Origin of the sequence: Ruegeria atlantica (assembly GCF_013033965.1) — a bacterium.
In the GTDB taxonomy this organism is placed as follows: domain Bacteria; phylum Pseudomonadota; class Alphaproteobacteria; order Rhodobacterales; family Rhodobacteraceae; genus Ruegeria; species Ruegeria atlantica_D.
In genome coordinates this window covers 79,596-101,266 of sequence record NZ_WQFE01000010.1, presented here as the reverse complement: position 1 = coordinate 101,266, position 21,671 = coordinate 79,596, and the positions used below count along the sequence as shown (strand labels likewise).

Below are 21,671 nucleotides of genomic sequence, written 5' to 3'. Positions count from 1 at the left end.
GTCAGATTTCCATGGCCTCTGCTATGGCAAGTGCATCCTCGAGCTCAACACCGAGATACCGAACGGTGCTGTCCATCTTAGTGTGCCCAAGCAAGAGTTGTACCGCACGCAGATTGCCTGTCTTCTTGTAAATTTGAGTGACCTTTGTTCGCCGCATTGAATGTGTGCCATATGCGCTGGCTTCCAAACCTATAGACGTGACCCAATCACGCACGATCCGCGCATACTGGCGCGTTGAAATGTGTAAACGCTCATGGAAACGCCCTGGCCAAAGGTATTCAGAGCCGACCATGAGCTCGTCTTCCATCCACCTCTCGACTGAGCTTCGAGTTCCTTCAGAAATCTCGAAACGGACCGGTTTCTGAGTTTTGCTTTGCAACACCGAAGCCCGCTCCTTGATCTGACCAGAGGCCATGATGTCTACGACTTTCATTTTCACCAAGTCACAGCCGCGCAACTTACTGTCGATGGCCATATTGAAGAGAGCGAGGTCGCGATGGTTCTCTGCGAGTCCTATCTCCCAAATGCCGCAAATGAAATTCTTGTAGGTGCGCCAAAAGCAGACCTTGGTCGCGGCGAGACGTGCTTATCACCGCAGACTTCACAGGGCAAAGTTACTGACATGCTGCGGGCGCTAGCGTCACAGACGGAGTACATGCACCGAACACTGCGCGTGCCGAACGACGAGTGCGGCTGTTGAACCCAAAAAGAACTCCTTCATCCCGGGTTTATGTGAAGCAAGGACGATACAGTCGATGCCATGTTTGTTGGCGTATTCGGTGATCGCCCGACCAGCCGATTGACTCTCAAGCAGAACAGAGGAGACCTCGGTTTCACCTTTCAGACGTTCGGCTAAGCGCGCCGCGGCTTTTTGGAGGGATTTTTCGGCAATCCCTTCATCCATATAGTACATTATCTGTCTATTTGGTGGTTCGTGAATATGTGCCGCTGTAATTCTTCCGCCTTCGGATACAAGGGCGTGTGCCGCCGAGAGCGCGTGATCACTGATGCCGTGTTCCAGAGACAGCGCGACTAGGATATTTTTGTACATTTCAAACCTCCGTATTCAGGTTTTCAGTTTTCTGCTGGTAACTGACCTCTCCCACTTCATCTTCGGGAGGGCGCTCAGGCACCCCAACCGCAAGATTGGGGTGCGTGCTGTTTCGTCCTGGGCTTTTGCGCTTCCCGTCGTTACCTGCTGAGCAGGAGGTCGGGCAGGAAAAGGGCCAACTCTGGCACGAATGTTGTCAGCATCAGCGTGGGAAGCCAGGCAAAGACAATGAAGATCAATGTCGGCCACAGCATGCGCGAAACCGGCTCATCACAAACCTGAGCACCTAGATAGAGCAGTGGCGCGGTTGGTGGGGTGATGTTTGCCATTCCCAGGTTCACGCCAATCACAGCCGCAAAATGAATCGGGTCCATACCAGTGCTCTGCGCGATGGGCAGCAAGATCGGAGTCGCCAGAAGCAGACCGGAGATATCATCCATCAGCATTCCGATCAGGATCATCACGACATTAATCATTAGAAGGATGACGACCGGATTGTCCGAAACGGAATAAACCAGATTCTTGGCCAACTGAGGTGCACCTTGCGAGATCAGGTTGTCCGATACGATCAGAACCATGAAGATCATGACCATGACCACACCAATCGTAACACCGGAATTCTGGATGGTCTGAGACAGTGTTTTCCAGGTCAGGCCGTGATAGAAGTAGATCGCGATCGGGATCGAGTAGACTACTGCAATACCTGCAGCCTCGGTCGGCGTCATGATGCCACCATAGATTCCGCCCAGAATGATCAGCGGCATCATAAGCGCAGGTCCGGCCAGGCGCGCCTGTACTCCGAATGTCGGCAGAAACGGTTTAGGACGTTCCGTCAGGTTAATGTCGTCATACTTCCGCAGCATGAACTGATTTACGACGATCAAAAGCGTGATCAGGATGATCGCCGGAATGACCGTGGACAAGAAGCACTTCAGTACGTGCTGCTGTGCAACCCAGCCATAGAGGATATGAGACGAACTCGGTGGGATCAACAGACCCAACGGGCTGGCCGCCACGATCAGAGCCGCCGATTGCCCACCCGGATAGTTGGCCTTTTTCAGATGGGGCATCATGATGCCACCGATACAGGTCAGCGTTGCGTTGGCACTACCGGAAATGGAGCCGAACACACCGCAGGCCAACACCCCAGCCGCGCTCAGTCCTCCTTTGATATGGCCAATGAACATTTCAGCCAACGAGACAAGAGGCGCTGCGATTTTACCTTTTTCCATTATTCCACCGGCGATCATGAAGAGTGGGATCGCCAGAAGCACCAGTGAGCGGATACCTGTAGAACCGGTGGGCAAGTAGCCAGTGATGGATTGATCTCCGACGAGCGCGATGAAAATCAAAACCGATCCGAATGCCACATAAACGCTGACGCCTAACAGCAGCATAAAGCAGACGATAAGGAGACTTCCTCCGATGATCATTGGGTTTCTCCTTTTTGCATTTCTGATCTCAGGGGTAGACCGAGCCCTTTGCGGATATGCACGTACAAATATGCCGCCGTGAACGTCGCCATGAGGCCAAAGGCAATCATGATCGCAATCCGCCAGGTCACAAACGGAATGCGCAGCACCGGGGTTGCGCGCAGCCGCGGGAATGAGAAGTCATCAAGCAGCGAGACATAGCAGGCGTACATGAGGAACAGGATCACCAGCACCTCGACTGTCAGGACGACAAAGCCGCGCCACCAAATCAACCGAGGGTTTTGGATCACAATGCCAAGAATGTCCGCGTTGATGTGCAGGTTGCGGGCAGAGGCCAGAACAGCACCTGCAAAAAAGCCGATGATGCTAATGCCCAAAAGCCACTCTTCGTAGGCAAACAGATCACCGCCAAATCCATACCGGATGACAACAACTGCACCAAATGTGAAAGCCATCAGGAAACCGGCAAACATAACGATCTGCCTCATGACAAAAGCCACTGCTTTCAGCGGATACCCAATAATGACTGGCAACTCGTCAGTGATTTTTTGCGAGCTCTTCTTTTCTGCACTTTCGACGACCAACGGACGCTCAGCTTCAGTGCTAGACATCTTTCTCCCTCCCTTTGTTGAGCCAGAGACGAAAAAAGGGCCAACTGATTAGCTGACCCTTTTCTCAGTGATTATTGCTGTTCTTTTGCAGCCAGCAGGCGGTCGATGATGTCCTGACCGACGTTTTGTGCCATCGCTGGCCAGACCGTTTCCTGGACATGAGCGGCCATCGCAGCTTGTTCTTCGTCACTCAGGCGCAGGATGGTGTAGCCTTTGTCGAGCAATTTCTGGCCGAACACTTCGTCGTTCTCACGATTGTAGGCAAAGAAGTCTTCGGACGCCTTGGTCATCGCGGCCTGCAGCGCGGCGCGCTGATCGTCGTTCAGCTTGTCGAGTGTCCGCTGCGACGCATAGAAGGTTGTCAGTTCTGAGATCGAATTGTACTCGACAAAATGGGTGCCAACATCCGACTTGGCGAAGATCGAGTAAGTCGCGGTCTTCGTGCAGCAGATTGCTCCGTCGACAATGCCGGCCTGAAGTGCGGGGAAGATGTCGCCCCATGCCATGGTGGTCGCCTGGTAACCCAGTTCTTCGACCATCGACTTCACAACGCTGGACGACCAGACGCGAATGTTCATGCCCTTGTCGTCAAAAGTATTCCAGTTCTGGGGCTCTTGCGACGAAACGATGCCGATGAATCCTTCCGGATTCTGCGCCATGACGCGCACGCCATATTCGTCGGTGATCTCTTGCAGGATGGTGTTGAACTCGGAATCCATGTTCAGAAGCGTGCTTTCCATGTCATCCCAGCCGCCCAGCAGGAACGGCATGGACAGGAATTCCAGGCGTGGATCGGTATCGGCATAGATGAACGCCGATGCCAGGTCGATATTGCCGCGTGCAACATCTTCGAACAGCGCCTCACCCGAACCCAGTTGGTTTGCCGGGAATACTTCGATCTTCAGGCCGACGTCTGCTGCAGCGACATCCGCTGCGACCTGCTCCATCATTTTCGTGCCCTGATGGTCGATCGGGAACACACCGGCAAAGCGCAGTGTCATGTCTTCTGCTGCGGCTGCCGTTGAGAGTGCGGTTACAGCGATCAAAGCGGCACCACCCATCGCGCCAAGGGCGCGGCGGTTTATCTTCGTAATCATTAAGGTTTCCTCCTCAGTATTGGGTGTCCCACCGCATCTCGTACGGAGGGACGTTTCTTTGCCTCAAATCAGCAAAGTTCCGGGGCGATGAACTCGTATCCAAGGTCATCGGCCACAGCCTTGTACGTCACCTTCCCGTGGGCCACGTTCAGGCCGTTCATCAGGTGACGATTGTCTGCAAGCGCCTGTTTCCAGCCATTGTTGGCAATAGCCAGAGCGTGCGGCAGCGTGACGTTGTTCAGTGCATAGGTCGACGTTCGGGCGACTGCGCCCGGCATGTTGGCGACACAGTAATGAACAACATCGTCGACAACATATGTGGGCTCTGCGTGAGTGGTGGCTTTGGACGTTTCAAAGCAGCCGCCCTGGTCGATCGCCACGTCCACGACGACCGCACCGGGTTTCATTTTCGAAATCAACTCACGTGTGACCAGCTTGGGTGCAGCAGCACCCGGAATCAGAACAGCACCGACAACCAGATCGGCATTGGTGACTTCTTCCTCCAATGCGGCTTTGGTCGAATAGACAACTTTGGCGGACGCCTCGAAATGGTTCTCCAGCTTCTCAAGAACTGCCGGATTGCGGTCCAAAATGGTCACATCCGCGTGCAAACCGACGGCCATTTGAGCAGCGTTGAACCCAACAACACCGCCGCCGATAACCACAACTTTGCCGGGCTTCACGCCGGGCACGCCGCCCAGCAATACGCCCAGACCGCCCTTTGCTTTCTCCAAAGCGTTGGCACCGGCCTGGATTGACATGCGACCGGCAACCTGGCTCATCGGTTTCAGCAAGGGCAGACCGCTATTATCGTCGGTGACTGTCTCGTAGGCGATGCAGACAGCGCCCGAGTCGACCAAGTCTTTGGTCTGTTCCGGATCGGGGGCCAGATGCAGGTAGGTGTAAAGGATTTGACCTTCGCGCAGCATGGCGCGTTCAACGGCCTGAGGTTCCTTCACCTTCACGATCATCTCTGCATTGGCAAAAATATCGGCTGCTGTTTTGGCAATTTCAGCACCAGCGGCACGATAGGCGTCATCATCAGCCCCAATGCCGACCCCGGCATTGGTCTCCACGATGACGTTGTGACCATGAGAGACCAGTTCCGCGACACTTTCGGGGGTCAGGCCAACGCGGTATTCATGGTTCTTGATTTCCTTGGGAACACCAATGAACATGTTCTTCACTCCTTGGATCGGATGATCATTTTGCGGTTGGCATGACGAACTCGGCACCTTCCGAGATGCTCTCGGGCCAGCGCTGCATGATGGATTTCTGCTTGGTGTAGAAACGAACACCCTCTTCGCCATAGGCGTGCATGTCGCCGAACAGGCTCTTCTTCCAGCCGCCAAACCCATGCCAGGCCATCGGAACCGGGATCGGAACGTTGACGCCGACCATGCCGACCTGAACCTGCTTGCCGAATTCACGCGCTACGTTGCCGTCACGGGTGAACAGTGACACGCCGTTGCCGAATTCGTGGTCGTTGATCAGCTGCAGGCCTTCGGCAAAGTTCGAGACGCGGACACAGGACAGAACCGGGCCAAAGATCTCTTCCTTGTAGATCTTCATGTCCTTCGTGACATTGTCGAACAGAGTGCCGCCCAGGAAGAAGCCTTCCTCATGCCCTTCGACTGTGTAGTCGCGGCCATCGACCAGCAGGTCAGCACCTTCTGCAACGCCAGAGTCGATGTAACCCTTGATCCGGTCACGCGCAGCGGCCGTAACGATCGGGCCCATCTCGGCATCCAGCTCAAGGCCATTCTTGACCTTCAGGGTTTCGGCGCGCTCTTTCAGAACCGGGATAAGCTTGTCGGCAGCATCGCCAACCAGCAGAGCAACCGAGATCGCCATGCAGCGTTCGCCCGCCGACCCGAAGGCCGCGCCAATCAGGGCGTCGGCAGCCTTGTTCATGTCCGCATCGGGCATCACCAGCATGTGGTTCTTTGCGCCACCCAGGGCCTGAACGCGTTTGCCGTGCCGCGCGCCAACTTCGTAGATGTAGTTCGCAATCGGTGTCGAGCCGACGAAGGACACGGCCTTGACGTCGTCGTTCTCCAGCAACGCGTCCACGGCAACCTTGTCACCCTGCACGACGTTGAACACACCATCGGGGAAACCGGCCTTCTGCATCAGATCTGCGTACAGTAGCGCTGCGGACGGATCGGTCGGCGATGGCTTCAGGATAAAGGTATTGCCTGCGGCGATGGCGATCGGGAACATCCACATCGGCACCATGACCGGGAAGTTGAAGGGAGTGATCCCGGCGACAACGCCCAACGCCTGACGCGTGGTCCAGTTGTCCATGCCAGTGGAGACCTGCTCCGTGTAATCGCCCTTGAGGAGTTGCGGAATGCCGCAGGCAAACTCGATGATGTCAATACCGCGCTCAACCTCGCCTTGGGCGTCGGTGAACACCTTGCCATGCTCGAGCGTGATGGCGCGGGCCAGATCGTCCTTATGCTCGCGCACCAGGGCCAGAAAGTTGTTCATAAGACGGGCGCGGCGGATCGGCGGTGTGTTTGACCACTTTGGGAATGCTTCTTTGGCGGCGGCCACTGCGTTGTCGACTGTCTGAACAGTCGCCAGCGACACCGCGCCGGTTTGTGCCCCGGTTGCGGGGTTGAATACCGGCTGGGTCTTTTCGCCAGACGAAACTGTGATTTGGCCATTAATGTAGTGGCCGATCAAAGTGATCGGGGATGCATCTTTCATGATGTCAGTCCTTTTTGGGGTTAGCGGTCAGGGGTTATGGCAGGTCTGCCAATACCTCTCCAAGTGTTTGACAGAGTGTCGTTATTTCGGGTTCCGAGATGATCAGCGGTGGCGACAGGGCGATGATGTCACCGGTCACGCGGATCATTATTCCAGCGTCCCAGGCTCGTTTCATGGCATCATAGCCCCGTGCCCCCGGAGCGCCTTCTCGTGGTGCAAGCTCGACCGCGCCCACCAATCCCAGATTGCGGATATCGATGACGTTGGGCAGACCTTTGAGGCTGTGAAGCTGATCCTCCCAGGGCTGCGACAGCAATGCTGCGCGTCGGAATAGATCATTCTGCTTGTAACTCTCCAGCGTTGCCAGCGCCGCGGCGCAGGATACAGGGTTGGCGGAATAGGTATAACCGTGGAACAGCTCAATCGGCGCATCGGCGTTTTCCATAGCCGATGCATAGATCTTATCGGATACAATGACCGCACCCATCGGGATGACACCGTTGGTCAGGCCTTTGGCGGTCGTGATGATGTCTGGCTTTACATCAAAATACTCTGATGCCGTCGCTGCCCCCAATCGACCGAATGCAGTGATAACTTCGTCGAAGATCAGCAGAATGCCATGGCGGTCGCAGATCTCACGCAGTCGCTTTAGGTATCCTTTCGGCGGCAGGAGAACACCGGTCGAACCGGCCATTGGTTCGACAATCACCGCCGCAATTGTCGAGGCGTCATGTAAAGCAACCAAACGCTCCAGATCGTCAGCCAGCTCTGCCCCGTGTTGTGGGCAACCGCGGGAGAATGCGTTTTTGTCCAGATCATGCGTGTGTCGCAGGTGATCAACGCCGGTCAGAAGCGTGCCGAAATCCATGCGGTTCTTGACGATGCCGCCAACCGAGATGCCACCAAACCCTGTGCCGTGGTAACCACGCTCACGTCCGATCAAGCGGGTGCGAGCTCCGTCACCACGCATCCGGTGGTAATGCAGCGCGATCTTGAGCGCAGTATCGACGGACTCTGAGCCAGAGTTGGTGAAGAAGGCGTGGTTCATTCCCTCAGGCATCATCGCTGTCAGCTTCGCCGACAACTCAAACGCCTGAGGGTGGGAGAACTGGAAGTTCGGCGCATAGTCCAACTCGTGCACCTGTTTCTGCACGGCTTCAACGATCAACGGATCACGGTGACCCGCATTGACGCACCATAGCCCAGCAGTCCCATCCATGACCTTCCGACCATCGGAACTGGTGTAATACATCCCCTCGGCCGCTTGGATCATTCGGGGCTCGCGAAGGAAATCACGATTGGCCGAAAACGGCATCCAAAAAGATGACATTGTGTTGGGTTGATCGAGCACGTCCATTCCTCGCGAAGCAGATTTTCATTTGATGACAAATCCTTGCAGAGTTCAGGCCTTCCGCACACCCGGCTTTATTTTAATCTGTAAGTTATTGAAAAAAATCGTTGTGCCCCTAGAATGCTTTCGATCCAAAGCAAGAAATCACTAGAGTAACGGTTTTGTCATCAGATCTCGAAACAGCACGTCGTCTAAAGTTGATTCGGACGACCAAAGGCCTCAGTCAACGCGAAATGGCCAAACGCGCGGGAGTGGGTAGCGGAACGATTTCTCAAATCGAAAGCGGTTCCACCCAACCTTCCGTGGCGTTGCTAAAGAAGATCCTTGCCTCAGTAGACGTCAATTTGGGCTTTTTTTTCAGTTTTGAATTGCAAAACGAGGAGTCGTTTTTTTACCCGCACGAAAGAATGCGCGACCTTGGTTCCCCCGGTGTTTCTTATTTGCTTGTTGCAGGAGAGCGCCGAGACAGAAAACTTCAGATGCTAATAGAAGAGTACGATGTCGGTGCTGACTCGGGCCGATCAGAACTGTCGCACGAAGGAGAGGAATGTGCGGTTGTGATAGAGGGCCGTCTTGAAGTCACGGTAGATGGGCAGTCCAGGGTTCTGGGCCCCGGGGACGCGTACTACTTCTCAAGCATATTGCCACACAGGTTTCGGAATGCCGGTGATACGCCATGCAAAGTGATCAGCGCATGCACTCCTTCGTCGTTTTGACTGAATCACAAGAGCTCTTTTGTGAGCGTTTTCAATGTTTCGCGGGATGGTGAAATTCGACAACCAACTCAGAATGTAGAGTTGAAATCGACATTCACAACCAGGAGCTAATTGTCGACTTTCTTACGCGATCCCGAACGGCGAACTCTTATCGGATTTCGCGCTTGCAGCGAATGACTGGAATGCGGACTGTGGCTGCAGCATAGATGCCCCGAACTGAGTGGCAGGCTTGGGCCGCCTACATGAACGCTACTACTTTCCCAACCACTCAGTGTTTGTGCTTGTGGTTCACACGGAGCTATCTACAAAGACAATGCAGGCCAAAAGCCTGAAATTAATGCTGCGCCTTTTTTGGGATGAGGCAGCAAGTGTAAACGAACTATCGACTGTCGAGGTTTTTCAATAGGGATGCGTTTTGTTTGAGATCGTTGACGATGAGAGCGCTAGATTTTGGCTATCACAACAAGATCGACAAACTAGGGTTCGGTTCGTTGCGCGTATGACTCTAAGGTCATTTCCCGCAGCGATTGGAAAAGCGCCGTTTGATCAGGAAAACACCCTACGGTTGTTGCACCACCTGCTCATTGCTGCCGTCGCTAGCAACGATTTGGACGTTGCGAGGAAAGCCGCATACTTCGCTTTTGGCAGCGTGAACTACGCAGGTTCGGTCCAACAGATTTACAATGATCAGTTGTTTTTTTTAATCAACGCATCCAAATCAAAAACAAGTTTTGTACGGAGATGAACAACCACCGCCAGGTTCTCTCAGAAGGGGAGTTGCTGAGAATGCAATTGGTAATGCTCTAGCTTGGGCAGTCGGCTTCAGAGACCCAGACTTTTCCGTGGAACGTGGAGGAGGCTTCTGGGAGTTGGCTTGGTTGGCTGGAGATGACAATGCGGCCAAACTAGCCAAATCTGACGCAACAGCCGTCGGAGAGTGGCCTCCGCTATGGGATGTTGATGGGTGTCCAAGTAGTGTGTTGGGTGATTACTCGAACCTTGATGACTTTTTTATTCTGACAAAGGCGTATGGGGTTTTTGGCTAAGGTGGTTCAGGGCAATTCACGATGGCAAGCCAATGCCATGGGATCTAAGCGGTTTGATAACGTCTACGCTATCTGATCAAGATTGGAAATCGGGTCCCACACACGTGGCTCGAGAGATTGAGAAAATCGAAGCTCTATTTTCAGTAAGGCAGTCATTATCTGAGCTAGAGAAAGACCGGTCAGCAGTATTCGCCAACAGCCGTCTAGGGATTGGCGGCAACAACCCACCCGAAAAAGTAGAGTTACCCTCTTCTGTACAAGACAACTACGCAATTATTTGGGCGGTGGCCGACGAAGTCGCCGAACAAGCCGAGGCCGAGGAGCCGAACAAATCACTGTTACTGTCTGCGTTGAAGAAGCTTACAGAGGCTTTGAAATTCTGTCTGAGTTGGGTGGGACAGAAGGCTGACTTGGCTGTTGACACACTCATCAAGTGGAGCATTCCTGCTACTGGTGGGTACTTTGTTCTTAACCCAAGCAAGTTTCAGGCGTTGATTGAAGCAGTAAAGAACCGGAGCGCAATATTGCCATGATTTGAGGGGCAATAGCGAGATTTGGCACCTTGAATTTTAGCATCCCGCAATGAAGCCTTCTAAGCTCTGAGCGACACCATAACCCCGCTGGTTCAGACATAGATATTAGTTCACTTACACCATCGCTTTGATTGTGCGTGTGCAGCGAATGTCTCCTGTGGCGGGTAGCTTCGCAGCGACGTTGCCCTCCGAACAACGGCAGCTGAGGGCCGTTCACAAACTTCTCGATTTAGATGTAGAATTTTGAGATATTCCCCGCCAAATCGACCTGAAGACGTCGAAGCACGCAATCAGCATACCGCCTTACATAGCCTCCAACGTATGTGAGAGACCGTTTCGGATGTGATCTTCCAACAGCTTCTTTGCTGTGCCTGCGTCTCTGGCGAGCGCGGCATCGAACATGCCCTTGTGCTCCTTGACGGCCTCTTCGCCGCGATAGGTCAGCACGAGCATCTGATACCGCAGATACTTGTCGTAGATGATCGAGTGTAGAGACAGAAGGTTCTTGGAGTTGCAGGCCGCGATCATCGCTTGATGAAACTCCCAATCATATCGTTTCCAGGTTTCTTTCTCGGACTCGTCGCCCTTGAGAAGCTGCTGCTCCATCAGGTGCAGTTTGTGGTGTGCGGCAACGAGGTTGCCTTCCCAGTCCGTGTCGCCGTTCGCAATGGACAATTCCAACGCGTGGCATTCCAACAGGACGCGCAGCTCTGATATCTCGGTCAGGTCTTCTCGTGAAACCGGCGTGACCAGGAAACCCCGTTGCTCGGGAGCTTCGACAAATCCGTCGCTGGCGAGCCTGTTCAACGTTTCACGAAGTGTCGAAAGGCTTGCCGAGTAGCGTTCCTTCAAGGCGTCCAGCTTCAGTTTGGAGCCGGGCTGCAATTCCCCGAAGATGATGTCCCTCTTGATGCGCTGATAAGTGCTTGCACCTATCGTAGACGGCTGTTTCGCCATGCGTTTCACCCGATATTATCAGTTTCTTCGTTCAATTAGCATTTTTCGGAGGTATCAGCAATCCAATCAGGTGTATGGTAAAAATAAAAATATCATACATTATTGCGGAATCGCGAAAACCCCAATACGGTCGTGGCCAAGTTGGGCAATGCAGCCCGTTCGCAAACATAGGGTTTGGGACTTCCAGGCCCTCCGGAAGGAAGCAAAGTGTCTCGAAACTTTCGCATTGCCATTGTCGGCATTGGCCTTGTTGGACGCCGCCACGCAGACGCTATCCGAGCGTTGCGCCATGTTGATCTTGTCGCGGTGGTCGACCCCAGCGATGAAGGTCGTGCTTACGCCGTTGAGCACGGGGTCGCATGTTACGAGACCCTTGAGGAAATGTTTGCAAATCAGACGCCGAACGGAGCTGTTCTTGCGACCCCGACCACGCTTCATGTTGAACAAGGCCTCACGTGTATTCGACATGGTTGTCCCGTTCTCGTCGAAAAGCCGATCGCCGTGGAAGCCACCGCTGCACTTGAGCTTGTTCAAGCAGCGGAGAAGGCCAATGTGCCACTGATGGTCGGACATCATCGTCGGCACAATCCTCTGATCCGGTCGGCTAAGGAAGCCGTTGTCGATGGGAAGATTGGAGATGTGCGCGCTGTCCATGCGAATTGCTGGTTCTATAAGCCAGACGAGTATTTTGATGCTGCGCCCTGGAGAAAGAAACCCGGTGCAGGGCCTATCTCGGTCAATCTTGTCCACGATGTGGATTTGCTGCGGTACCTGGCCGGAGAAGTCGTGACCGTTCAGGCTCAGTCGGCTTCATCGCAGCGGGGTTACGACAACGAAGATGTCGCCGGCGCGCTGTTGACGTTTGAAAGTGGGGCGATCGGGACCATAAGTGTGTCCGATAGCATCGTTGCTCCATGGAGCTGGGAGATGACGTCTCAGGAATATCCAATCTATCCGTCGACCACTGAGAGTAGCTACATGATAGGTGGCTCTCATGGTTCGTTGTCCGTTCCCGATCTTCGATTGTGGAGTTACCAGAGTGAGCAAAGGGACTGGTGGACACCTATTTCATCGACCGCGCTGAAGAAGGGTGCGTCTGACCCTCTGGTCAATCAGCTCAGGCACTTTGTTGAAGTAGCTCGGCACGAAGCAGTGCCGATTGTGTCTGGGTGGGAAGGGTTCAGAACGCTTCAAGTTATTGAAGCTATACAGAATTCTTGCAGAACTGGCGAGACTGTTAGGATAAGAAACCTTCAGGAAACGCAGCAACAGAGATTGCAGGTAATGAAAAATATCTGATATTTTGTAAAACATCTTGCAAAATGTCCAAAATAGGTCAAAACTCTGAATCGCAAAAAAGAAGCATCATGATGTCTCAGGGAGGAGCAAAGTGATTACCAAACTTACCCGCCGGGCTGCTGTATCAGCCCTGGTCGCAACCGGTGTTCTGTTTAGCGCAACAAGTGGTGCGCTGGCGGAAGACAAAGTTCAACTTCGCCTCGCAACATCAGGATCGGAGACCGACCAGCGTTCGGTCGCTATGGCCGAGGTTTTCGCGCCCATGGTCGCTGATTTCGCAAGCTACGAGCCCAGCTATAATGGAACCATCTTCGCCCAAGGCACCGAGTTGGACGCCATCAGCCGGGGTAACCTGGAAATGTCGATTACCTCGGCGCAGGAGCTGGCACAGTTCTTCCCCGAGTTTTCGATCTTTACAGCAGGCTATGTCCACCAGGACGCCGCGCATCAGGTGGCTGTCTTCAACGATCCCTTGATGGATGCCTTTAAGCAAAAGGCCGAAGAAGAACTGGGCGTCAAACTGCTGTCGGTCATGTATCTGGGCCGTCGTCAGGTGAACCTGCGCCAACCCAAGGATGAACTGACCGTCAGCACTCCGGCTGATCTGGAGGGTGTGAACCTGCGGATGCCGGGCACAGATGCGTGGCAGTTCCTTGGCAAAGCGCTGGGTGCCGCCCCGACACCAATGGCGTTCTCAGAGGTTTACACAGCTCTGTCGACCGGTGCCGTTGACGGTCAGGACAACCCGTTGCCGACTGTGGTTGATGCCAAATTCTACGAAGTGACCAATCAGATCATCCTGACATCGCACCTGGTCGACTTGAACTATATCGCCATCGGCAAAGAGGTTTGGGACGGGCTGACACCGGAACAGCAAGCCAAGGTTCAGGAAGCTGCGGATGCTGCGGCTGAATCCGGCCGCCAGAAGCAGCTTCAGAAAGAAGAGGACCTTGTCAGCTTCCTAAAAGAACAGGGCATGGAGGTCTACGAGCCCGACCTGGCGGCGTTCCGCGATCAGGTACAGTCGATGTACCTTGAAAGTGAATTCGCCGGATCATGGCCGGACGGTGTGCTTGAGCAGATCAACGCTCTGGGCAACTAAGGTCGTCTGAAGAAGGGAGGGAGAACCACGATGAAAGCCTTTATGAAGGGGTTCTCCCGACTGACCGAAGCGATTGCCGGCGGGATGCTGGCGGCAATCTTCCTAATCTTCCTTCTGCAAATTCTGTTGCGGTATTTCTTCACCCCCGCCGGATGGACGCTTGAACTGATCGGCATCCTCTGGGTCTGGGTGATCTTTTTTAGCTGCGCCTTCATCGTGCGCGAGAGGGATCACGTGAAGTTCGACATCATCTACCTTTCGGTGCCGATGCGCGTGCGTCAGGTCTTTGCGATGCTGGCGGCCGCGGCGATTGTGGTCGGGATGCTCTACAGTTTCCTGCCGACGTGGGACTACATCGATTGGATGAAAATCCGTAAGACCGCGACGGTTCGAAATCCCTTCTCGGGCGAGAAGATACCGCTGCGCACCGTGTTTTCGATCTATGCCGTGTTCATGCTGGTCGTTGCCGCGCGGTATGCGTGGTTGTTCTTTGACATCATGCGCAACGGCCCGCCAAAAACCGAACTCGAAATGGTCGTGGGCTACAACGTGGTCGACGAACATCCCCGCGTTGATGTGGAAGACGACGAGGACGCAAGCAAATGAGTTTCGAACTTCTTTCCTGCCTGCTCACACTCTTTGTTCTGGCAGGTATCGGGACCCCTATCGGCTATTCCATCCTTTTGGCGTCACTGATGTATCTGGGTGTCGCTGGTCTGGACGTCGCACTGGCGGGTGAAAAAATTCTGCAAGGCTTCTACAAAAGCACGATCCTGCTTGCCGTGCCTTTGTTCATCGTCGCCGCGAATATCATGAACGCTGGGTCGATCACCGACCGCCTGCTGAACTTCTGCGTCGCTGCTGTCGGGCGTTTCAAGGGCGGCCTTGGGCACGTCAATGTTGTGGCATCCCTGATCTTTTCGGGCATGTCCGGCTCGGCTGTCGCGGATGCCGCGGGAATCGGCAAGATCATCATTGAGATGATGACCAAGGATGGCCGCTACAGCCGAGGTTACGCAGCCGCAATCACAGCGGCGTCGGCGACGATTGGTCCGATCATTCCGCCCTCGATCCCGATGGTTTTGTACGCGCTCGTTTCCAAGGCCTCTATCGGGTCGCTGTTCCTGGCCGGTATTCTTCCGGGCCTGATCATGGGTATCGTCCTGATGGCGATGAACTACTATCTGGCCGGAAAGCGGAACTTTGCATTGGAAGAACCTGTTCCGCTGCGCGAATTGCCGGCTAAAACCGCCAACGCGTTTCCGGCACTGCTGATGCCCGCAATCCTGCTGTACGGCATATACGGCGGTGTCACCACTCCGACCGAGGCTGCAGCCGTGGCTGCGTTCTACGCCCTGCTACTTGCAGCGTTGTTCTACCGCGCGCTGACCTTCCGTGGCCTTTATCAAGTGTTCGTCGACAGCGCGCGCTCTTCCGCAGCGGTCGGGGTGGTCATTGGTGGCGCGTTCATTCTGAACTTCATCGTCATTCAGGAGCAAATACCGCAGTCTATCTCGGCACTGCTGGAGGGTTCTGATGTCAGCCCGATCGTCTTCCTGATCCTCGTAAACCTGCTGATCCTCGCGCTGGGATGCGTGTTAGACGCCACAACGATCATCCTGGTGATTGTGCCCCTGTTCATCCCGACCTGCGAAGCGCTCGGGATTGATCTGGTACATTTCGGGGTGTTGGTCGTCGTGAACTCGATGATCGGTCTGATCACGCCGCCCTATGGCATTCTACTCTTTGTGATCAACGCCGTGACGGACATTCCGCTGCGCGAAATCATCTCGGAGATCTGGGCCTTCCTTGCGGTTCTCATCTTCGCCTTGGTGATCATGATGCTGATGCCGGATCTGGTCCTTTGGTTGCCGCGTATGTTTGGATATCAGGGATAATGTGCCTCTCGGTTTCGACAACTTCGATCCCCGGTGATCTGTCCGAAAAACTGAGTGCTATCGCCGACACGGGGTTCGGAGGTGTCGAATTACACGAACCGGATTTGACCGCTTTTGATGGGCCGCCATCGCAAATTCGGAACATTGCATCAGATCTCGGCCTGAAGATTTGCCTGCTGCAACCCTTCCATAACCTTGAAAGCCAGGCCGACGTCGGACGGGAGCGCGCCTTTGATCGGCTGAAGCGCAAACTCGACCTGATGAACGAGTTGGGAACGGAATTGCTGCTTATCGGGTCTGCCTTCGAGGTCGATGTCGCCGCGACCGAAGAACAGGTAATCGCAGATCTTGGCGAGGCGGCCCAGATCGCGAAAGAGATGGGGTTGCGTCTGGCCTATATGGGCTTGCCATGGTCGGATCTTATTCACTCGGATGAACAGGCGTTAGGCGTCGTTGAAGCTGTCGACAGCCCTCATCTGGGGTTGGCTTTGAATTCCTTCTTCTCGCTTGCCGATGGGTCCAAACCAGCCCGCCTTCGGGACATTCCCGGAGAGCAGTTGTTCCATGTGCAACTGTCCGACGCGCCCCGGCTCGAGATGGATATACGTCGGCTCAAACGGCATTTTGGGCTTCTGCCGGGGCTTGGGTCGCTGAACCTTGCGGGCTTCGTGCGTGTGTTGTCCCGCGCCGGGTACAAGGGGCCCTGGTCCATTGCGCGCGTCAACGAAGCAGCGCCTCAACCCGGTGGCCGGACACTGGCCCGAGACAGCTACAGGTCGCTGGTGAACCTGTTAGATGAGGTATCCCGGACTGAGCCTGGAACCGATTTCGGCATCCCGGACCTGCCGGAACGCGTCTATGCGTCAGGCTTTGAGTTCGTCGAATTTACAGCTGATGAAACAAGCGGCGCGCAACTGGCAGATATGCTGTCAGCAATGTGTTTTCGAATGGAGCGAAAGCATGTGAGCAAGTCCGTCGAGCTGTGGCGGCAGGGCGCGATAAACATTGTCGTGAATACCGAAAAGGAAGGATTTGCCCACTCTGCGTTCCTGGGTCACGGCCCCTCCGTTTGTGATATGGGGTTGCGTGTCAAAGATGCGGATCAGACGGTTCAGCGGGCGACTGCGCTGGGCGCGCCGAATTTTTCACAGCCGGTGGGGACCGGGGAACTGGATATCCCGGCCATTCGGGGCGTTGGTGGCAACGTCGTTCATTTCATCGACGAGAAATCCGATCTGCATCGGGTTTGGGACATCGAGTTCGAGCCGGTCGCGAAAACTAAAGCGACCCAGCCTGCCGGTTTGCGCCGTATCGACCATCTGGCACAGACGATGCGCCATGATGAGATGCAAAGCTGGCTTCTCTACTACATTTCGACTTTTGAGATGGCAAAATCCACTATCGTGAACGTCGCCGACCCGTCCGGTGTTGTGCAAAGCCAAGCTATCGAAAGTCCCGAAGGCGAAGTGCGCTTAAACCTGAATGGGGCAGTTGGGCGCCGAACACTGGCGGCGTCATTCCTTGAAGATGGCTTTGGGGCCGGTGTTCAGCACATTGCCTTCCAGTCGGATGATATTTTTGAAACCTCAGCCCAGTTGCTCAAGTCCGGCTTTCCCAGCCTGTCCATCCCTGAAAACTACTACGCTGATCTGCAAGCGACTTTCGGATTGGATGACGACATGATCGCCCAAATGCGCCGGGGCAACATCCTTTACGACCGGGCAGCGGGTACCGAGTATTTTCAGGTCTACAGCCGCCCTATCTTTAACGGCTTCTTCTTTGAAATTGTTGAACGCCGCATGGGCTATGCCGGTTACGGTGCGCGTAACGCGCCCATTCGCCTCGCCGCGCAAAGCAAAACCCAGACGCTCAAAGAGGTGCAGACTCAATGACCGTGCTGGATGAAAACATGACAATGGATGAGCGGGCCGTTCGCCAATGGTGGCGTACCTCCATCATCGACATGAAGCCCGGCCAGATCGCTTTTCGCGGCAACGCCATAGAGGACCTGATCGGGAACGTATCTTTCCCGCAAATGATCTGGCTGATGGTGCGGGGTGATCTGCCCAGCGGCGCGCAAGCGCGCCTGTTCGAGGCCGCTTTGGTCGCAGGCGTGGATCACGGCCCGCAGGCCCCCTCGATTGCGGCCGCGCGTATGGCCGCCACCTGCGGGGTAGGTCTCAATAATGCGATGGCGACTGCGGTGAACATGCTGGGCGATGTGCATGGCGGGGCAGGAGAGCAATGCGCAGAGCTGTACTATGATATCGCGGTCCGCATGGATGCGGGAGCTTCGCTGAATGACGCTGTTCGGGACGGCTTGGACAGCTGGCGCGAGACCTACGGCAAGATCGTCTCGGGCTTTGGTCACAGGTTTCACAAACCCGTCGATCCACGTGCGCCTCGATTGATGCAACTGGTTCGCGACGCCGCGAGTGCTGGCACCGTTTCTGGTCGCTTTGCCGATATTGGCGAAGAGGTTCAGGCCGAACTTGGTCGCCAACGCGGCGGTCGGCCCATCGCCATGAATATCGACGGCGCGACAGCTGTGATCTTCTGCGAGCTTGGCTTTCCTGCGCCCTTGTCGCGGGGGCTGTTCTGCCTGTCCCGCTCGGTCGGAATACTCGCCCACGCCTGGGAGCAGATGGGGCAGGGCGGTCGGAACAAAGGGCCGATGCCCCCGAATTACTTACCCCTCTACAAAGACAGGAATGATGACACGTGAGACATCGAAATCCTTCCGGGTCGGCCTTATCGGCTGTGGTCGTATCAGCGATATCTATCTAAAAACACTATCAAAATTTTCGAACATCGAGGTTGTGACTTGTGCAAGCCTTGATCCTTCGGAAAGCCGCGCCAAGGCGGATCAATATGGCATCGCCAAGGTCTGCACGCCAGATGAAGTGATTGACGATCCGACAATTGACTGCGTTCTGAACCTGACAATTCCGGCGGCGCATGCCGAAATAAGTCTGCGTTCGTTAAAGGCGGGTAAGCACGTCTATTCGGAAAAACCACTGGTCATGAACCGAGCGGATGGCAAGGCGATTTTGCACACGGCCTCTGAAAAGGGGTTGCTGGTCGGATGCGCGCCCGACACGTTTCTGGGCGGTCGTTGGCAGACCGTTCGGCGTTTGATCGATGAAGGCGCTATCGGGAAGCCAACAGGGGTTTTTGCCCATGTCGGCACCCACGGCACGGAACGCCATCACCCCAACCCGGATTTCTACTACAAGGCGGGTGGTGGGCCATTGCTGGACCTTGGGCCATATTATCTGACCGCCATGATCTGCTGTCTTGGGCCTGTTGACCGTGTCGCCGGAATGGCTCGGCGCACGTTCGACAAAAGGATGATCGAAAACGGCCCTCGCAACGGCGAATGGATGGATGTCGAGGTCGACACGCACTCCCTAAGCCTGCTGCAGTTCTCCTCCGGAGCTATAGGGTCGATGACCATGAGCTTCGACGTCTGGGACAGCGAAACTCCGCGGTTCGAGATCTATGGTGAAAACGGCACCATCAGCATCCCTGACCCTGACCCGGTTCATGGCGCCAATATCTTTCAGGGGGATGTCTGGTTGAAAACGCGGGACACCTCACGTTGGTCTCATCAGCCTCGTCCAGCCGGTCGCGAAGACTGGCAGGTGGTCGAAAACAAACACGGGTTCAATGAAGACAGTCGCGGTCTCGGTCTGTTGGATCTGGCCCTTGCGGCGCAAGAAGGACGCCAACCCCGTGCAAGTGGAGCGCTTGCCTACCACGTTTTCGAGGTCATGGACGCAATTGAACGGGCACCGAAATTCGGAGCGTATCAGACGATAGAAAGCCGTTGCGAGGTACCCGAGCCTTTGCCGGTCGATTTCCTGAACGATGAGAGGAAGGAGTTGGCGAATGCCGATTGAGACACTCGACTTTGCTCAGCCATTTTTTCGCGTCCAGCACATCACTGATGAAGACAGAATAACTGTCGAGGGTCGCGCCATTGTTCTGAATCTCGGGGAGAGGGGCCTCTCTGTCGAGGATCAAACCGTTGCACCTCTTTCCTCCGTGATCGTGCAAGACAGCACGCTTAACGGCGTGGAACGTGCAGTCATTGTCCGCGGTTTCGACGCCCATGCCGATGACACCGAACTGTTCGCACGGGTGAAAGCTACGTGGCCGTCGGCCTTTGATGTTCGCCAAGAGGAGCGTCTGCGCGGTGTCAGCCACTATATGTCGCCAAAGGTCTTCGTCGGCAATGTTGGCCTGACCATGTACCACTCGGGTTCGGTTCCACTGAATGTCGGATTGCACAAGGATCATCCATTCTGCCCTGTACCGGGGTTCCGAGAAGTGCATACGCAAATCGTAGGCTTTGGCAAAATGCAGCAATGCCGCGAACGGGACGTTGAAACCCTTTACCTCGAAGAATTCATGGCCCCCGGCACGACTCACAAGCCGATGTATGACGCTGAGGGCAACTATCCCTGGCATCAATACGAGACGATTACCCCCAGCATCTTCATGGCGGTCGAATTCCTGCCCGAGGGCGTACGGGTCCCGGAAATGGAGGTTCAGAATGGCTGAGAGGCTTTTACCCGAAAACCTGAACTTTGATGGTCCTTTCCCCCGCTTATCTCGTCGTTTGAGGCTGGGCGTTGTTGGTGGTGGACGTATCTCTGTCACGCAAGCAACGGCCGCGCGAATGACCGACCGGTGGGAGGTCACTGCAGGCGCGCTCAGTTCAGATGCCGAGCGCAGTAGAGCGCGCGGGGCTGATTGGTACTTGCCAGCAGACAGGTGCTATGCGTCGTTCGACGATATGGCGCAGGCCGAGGCGGCGCATCCGGATGGCGTAGATGCCGTCATGATCACGACCCCGAACCACGTTCATTTCGATGCGGCCAAAGCGTTTCTGGAGGCTGGCATTGATGTACTGTGCGACAAACCCCTGACCAACGAAATCGCCAAGGCCGAAGGGCTTGAAAAGGCCACAGCGAGCACGGGTCAGGTCTTTGCTGTCGGTTATGCAATGTCGTGTTTTCCGGTCATCCGGCAGGCCAAGCAGATCGTGGCGGAAGGTGGCATCGGTAAAATCAACCAAATCCACGTCGAGTTCATGCAAGACTGGATGACACCCGATGATGTGGCTGATGCGCCCCATGTCAAATGGCGGCTGGACCCAAAGATTTCTGGCCCGACCAGTTGTGTCGGCGATATCGGCACCCATGCCGCGCATCTCGCCAGTTTTGTCTCGGGCCTGCCCTTGACCGACCTACGGGCCGAGTTTCATGTCTGCGGCGCGCCCAAGCCTTTGGAAGACACGGTGTTCATGCTCACTCGTTACCAAAATGAAGTCCCCGGAACCCTGATGGCGACACGCCTTGCCCCCGGAAATCGAGGCGGGTTGCGGTTGCGCATATTCGGGAGCGAAGGAGGCCTCGAGTGGGATTTGGAGAATTCGGAGCAACTGAAGTTCAATCGGTTTGGTGAGCCGGATCGTATCATCAGCCGAGGTCACGGGCATGGTATCGGACCCAGAGCGGAACGTCTGACCCGTACCGCGCGCGGCTTCCCCGAAGGGATTATCGAAGCCTGGGCTAACCTCTATACGGAATTTGCCATGGCCGTAGCCGCGCGCCGGGATGGCGTCACCGTTCGGGCCGATTGGCTTACTTTTCCCGGTGTCGAACAAGGCGCAGACGGCGTCCGTTTCATAGATGCCTCTGTGCGGTCACACCAATCCAGCGGTGATTGGGTCAGTATCTAAGTCACAAAAATCGAGCAGTTGGAAAACGCCCGGCACACCGTCCGGGCGTTTCTATTTCGCGCTCGTCATTAAAAGTTGATATTTTAAAAAATATCAGATATTTTTATTTACGT

The 21,671-nt window shown here is 55.1% G+C and carries 20 protein-coding genes; 11 read left to right on the top strand and 9 right to left on the bottom strand.

The genetic code is table 11. From position 1 onward, the window contains the following. Position 1 precedes the first annotated feature (1 nt). From GOW16_RS17010 to GOW16_RS16975, 8 genes are all read right to left on the bottom strand, one after another. Complete coding sequence (locus GOW16_RS17010) at positions 2-535, bottom strand: tyrosine-type recombinase/integrase (protein WP_170417481.1); 534 nt, start codon at positions 533-535, stop codon at positions 2-4. A gap of 105 nt (positions 536-640) precedes the next feature. Next, entirely contained in the window at positions 641-1,051 is a 411-nt protein-coding gene (locus tag GOW16_RS17005) for a universal stress protein (protein WP_170417176.1), read from the bottom strand. Positions 1,052-1,191: 140 nt separating this feature from the next. Continuing rightward, positions 1,192-2,484 (bottom strand): TRAP transporter large permease, encoded by a 1,293-nt coding sequence (locus GOW16_RS17000; protein ID WP_170417174.1) that lies wholly within the window; start codon positions 2,482-2,484, stop codon positions 1,192-1,194. After that, positions 2,481-3,095: a TRAP transporter small permease gene (locus tag GOW16_RS16995; RefSeq protein ID WP_254429826.1), complete on the bottom strand. Its 615-nt coding sequence runs from the start codon at positions 3,093-3,095 to the stop codon at positions 2,481-2,483. The genes GOW16_RS17000 and GOW16_RS16995 overlap by 4 nt, the downstream gene beginning before the upstream one ends. A 71-nt stretch (positions 3,096-3,166) precedes the next feature. After that, the gene (gene dctP / locus GOW16_RS16990) at positions 3,167-4,156 is read right to left on the bottom strand and encodes a TRAP transporter substrate-binding protein DctP (RefSeq protein WP_170417475.1); all 990 of its coding nucleotides are present in this window, start codon (positions 4,154-4,156) and stop codon (positions 3,167-3,169) included. Positions 4,157-4,260: 104 nt separating this feature from the next. Beyond that, a complete protein-coding gene (ald, locus tag GOW16_RS16985) occupies positions 4,261-5,370 on the bottom strand; it encodes an alanine dehydrogenase (protein WP_170417172.1) in 1,110 nt (369 codons plus the stop codon). A gap of 25 nt (positions 5,371-5,395) precedes the next feature. Continuing rightward, positions 5,396-6,907, bottom strand: a complete 1,512-nt coding sequence (locus GOW16_RS16980) for a CoA-acylating methylmalonate-semialdehyde dehydrogenase (RefSeq protein ID WP_217354657.1) — start codon at positions 6,905-6,907, stop codon at positions 5,396-5,398. Between the two features lie 34 nt (positions 6,908-6,941). Continuing rightward, positions 6,942-8,264: an aspartate aminotransferase family protein gene (locus GOW16_RS16975; protein WP_170417170.1), complete on the bottom strand. Its 1,323-nt coding sequence runs from the start codon at positions 8,262-8,264 to the stop codon at positions 6,942-6,944. 155 nt (positions 8,265-8,419) lie between these two features. On the opposite strand from GOW16_RS16975, the gene GOW16_RS16970 reads away from it, so the two are divergent. Both GOW16_RS16970 and GOW16_RS16965 read left to right on the top strand, forming a co-directional pair. Beyond that, a complete protein-coding gene (locus GOW16_RS16970) occupies positions 8,420-8,974 on the top strand; it encodes a cupin domain-containing protein (RefSeq protein ID WP_170417168.1) in 555 nt (184 codons plus the stop codon). Positions 8,975-10,124: 1,150 nt separating this feature from the next. Continuing rightward, positions 10,125-10,553: a hypothetical protein gene (locus GOW16_RS16965; RefSeq protein WP_170417166.1), complete on the top strand. Its 429-nt coding sequence runs from the start codon at positions 10,125-10,127 to the stop codon at positions 10,551-10,553. A 303-nt stretch (positions 10,554-10,856) separates the two neighbouring features. On the opposite strand, the gene GOW16_RS16960 is transcribed toward GOW16_RS16965, so the two are convergent. After that, a complete protein-coding gene (locus GOW16_RS16960; protein ID WP_170417164.1) occupies positions 10,857-11,510 on the bottom strand; it encodes a GntR family transcriptional regulator in 654 nt (217 codons plus the stop codon). A 207-nt stretch (positions 11,511-11,717) separates the two neighbouring features. On the opposite strand from GOW16_RS16960, the gene GOW16_RS16955 reads away from it, so the two are divergent. From GOW16_RS16955 to GOW16_RS16915, 9 genes are all read left to right on the top strand, one after another. Next, on the top strand, positions 11,718-12,809 hold the full coding sequence (locus GOW16_RS16955) for a Gfo/Idh/MocA family protein (protein WP_170417471.1): 1,092 nt from the start codon (positions 11,718-11,720) through the stop codon (positions 12,807-12,809). Between the two features lie 91 nt (positions 12,810-12,900). Continuing rightward, entirely contained in the window at positions 12,901-13,911 is a 1,011-nt protein-coding gene (dctP, locus tag GOW16_RS16950) for a TRAP transporter substrate-binding protein DctP (protein ID WP_170417163.1), read from the top strand. A gap of 30 nt (positions 13,912-13,941) precedes the next feature. Further along, positions 13,942-14,517: a TRAP transporter small permease gene (locus GOW16_RS16945; RefSeq protein WP_170417161.1), complete on the top strand. Its 576-nt coding sequence runs from the start codon at positions 13,942-13,944 to the stop codon at positions 14,515-14,517. Next, entirely contained in the window at positions 14,514-15,809 is a 1,296-nt protein-coding gene (locus GOW16_RS16940; protein ID WP_058282995.1) for a TRAP transporter large permease, read from the top strand. The genes GOW16_RS16945 and GOW16_RS16940 overlap by 4 nt, the downstream gene beginning before the upstream one ends. Continuing rightward, positions 15,809-17,701: a bifunctional sugar phosphate isomerase/epimerase/4-hydroxyphenylpyruvate dioxygenase family protein gene (locus GOW16_RS16935; RefSeq protein ID WP_170417159.1), complete on the top strand. Its 1,893-nt coding sequence runs from the start codon at positions 15,809-15,811 to the stop codon at positions 17,699-17,701. The genes GOW16_RS16940 and GOW16_RS16935 overlap by 1 nt, the downstream gene beginning before the upstream one ends. Further along, positions 17,698-18,534: a citryl-CoA lyase gene (locus tag GOW16_RS16930; protein ID WP_254429825.1), complete on the top strand. Its 837-nt coding sequence runs from the start codon at positions 17,698-17,700 to the stop codon at positions 18,532-18,534. The genes GOW16_RS16935 and GOW16_RS16930 overlap by 4 nt, the downstream gene beginning before the upstream one ends. After that, complete coding sequence (locus GOW16_RS16925; RefSeq protein ID WP_254429824.1) at positions 18,524-19,711, top strand: Gfo/Idh/MocA family protein; 1,188 nt, start codon at positions 18,524-18,526, stop codon at positions 19,709-19,711. Before GOW16_RS16930 ends, GOW16_RS16925 begins: the two co-directional genes overlap by 11 nt. Beyond that, entirely contained in the window at positions 19,701-20,375 is a 675-nt protein-coding gene (locus GOW16_RS16920) for a hypothetical protein (protein ID WP_170417154.1), read from the top strand. The genes GOW16_RS16925 and GOW16_RS16920 overlap by 11 nt, the downstream gene beginning before the upstream one ends. Further along, positions 20,368-21,558, top strand: a complete 1,191-nt coding sequence (locus GOW16_RS16915; RefSeq protein WP_170417152.1) for a Gfo/Idh/MocA family protein — start codon at positions 20,368-20,370, stop codon at positions 21,556-21,558. Before GOW16_RS16920 ends, GOW16_RS16915 begins: the two co-directional genes overlap by 8 nt. The last annotated feature ends 113 nt before the right edge of the window (positions 21,559-21,671 follow it).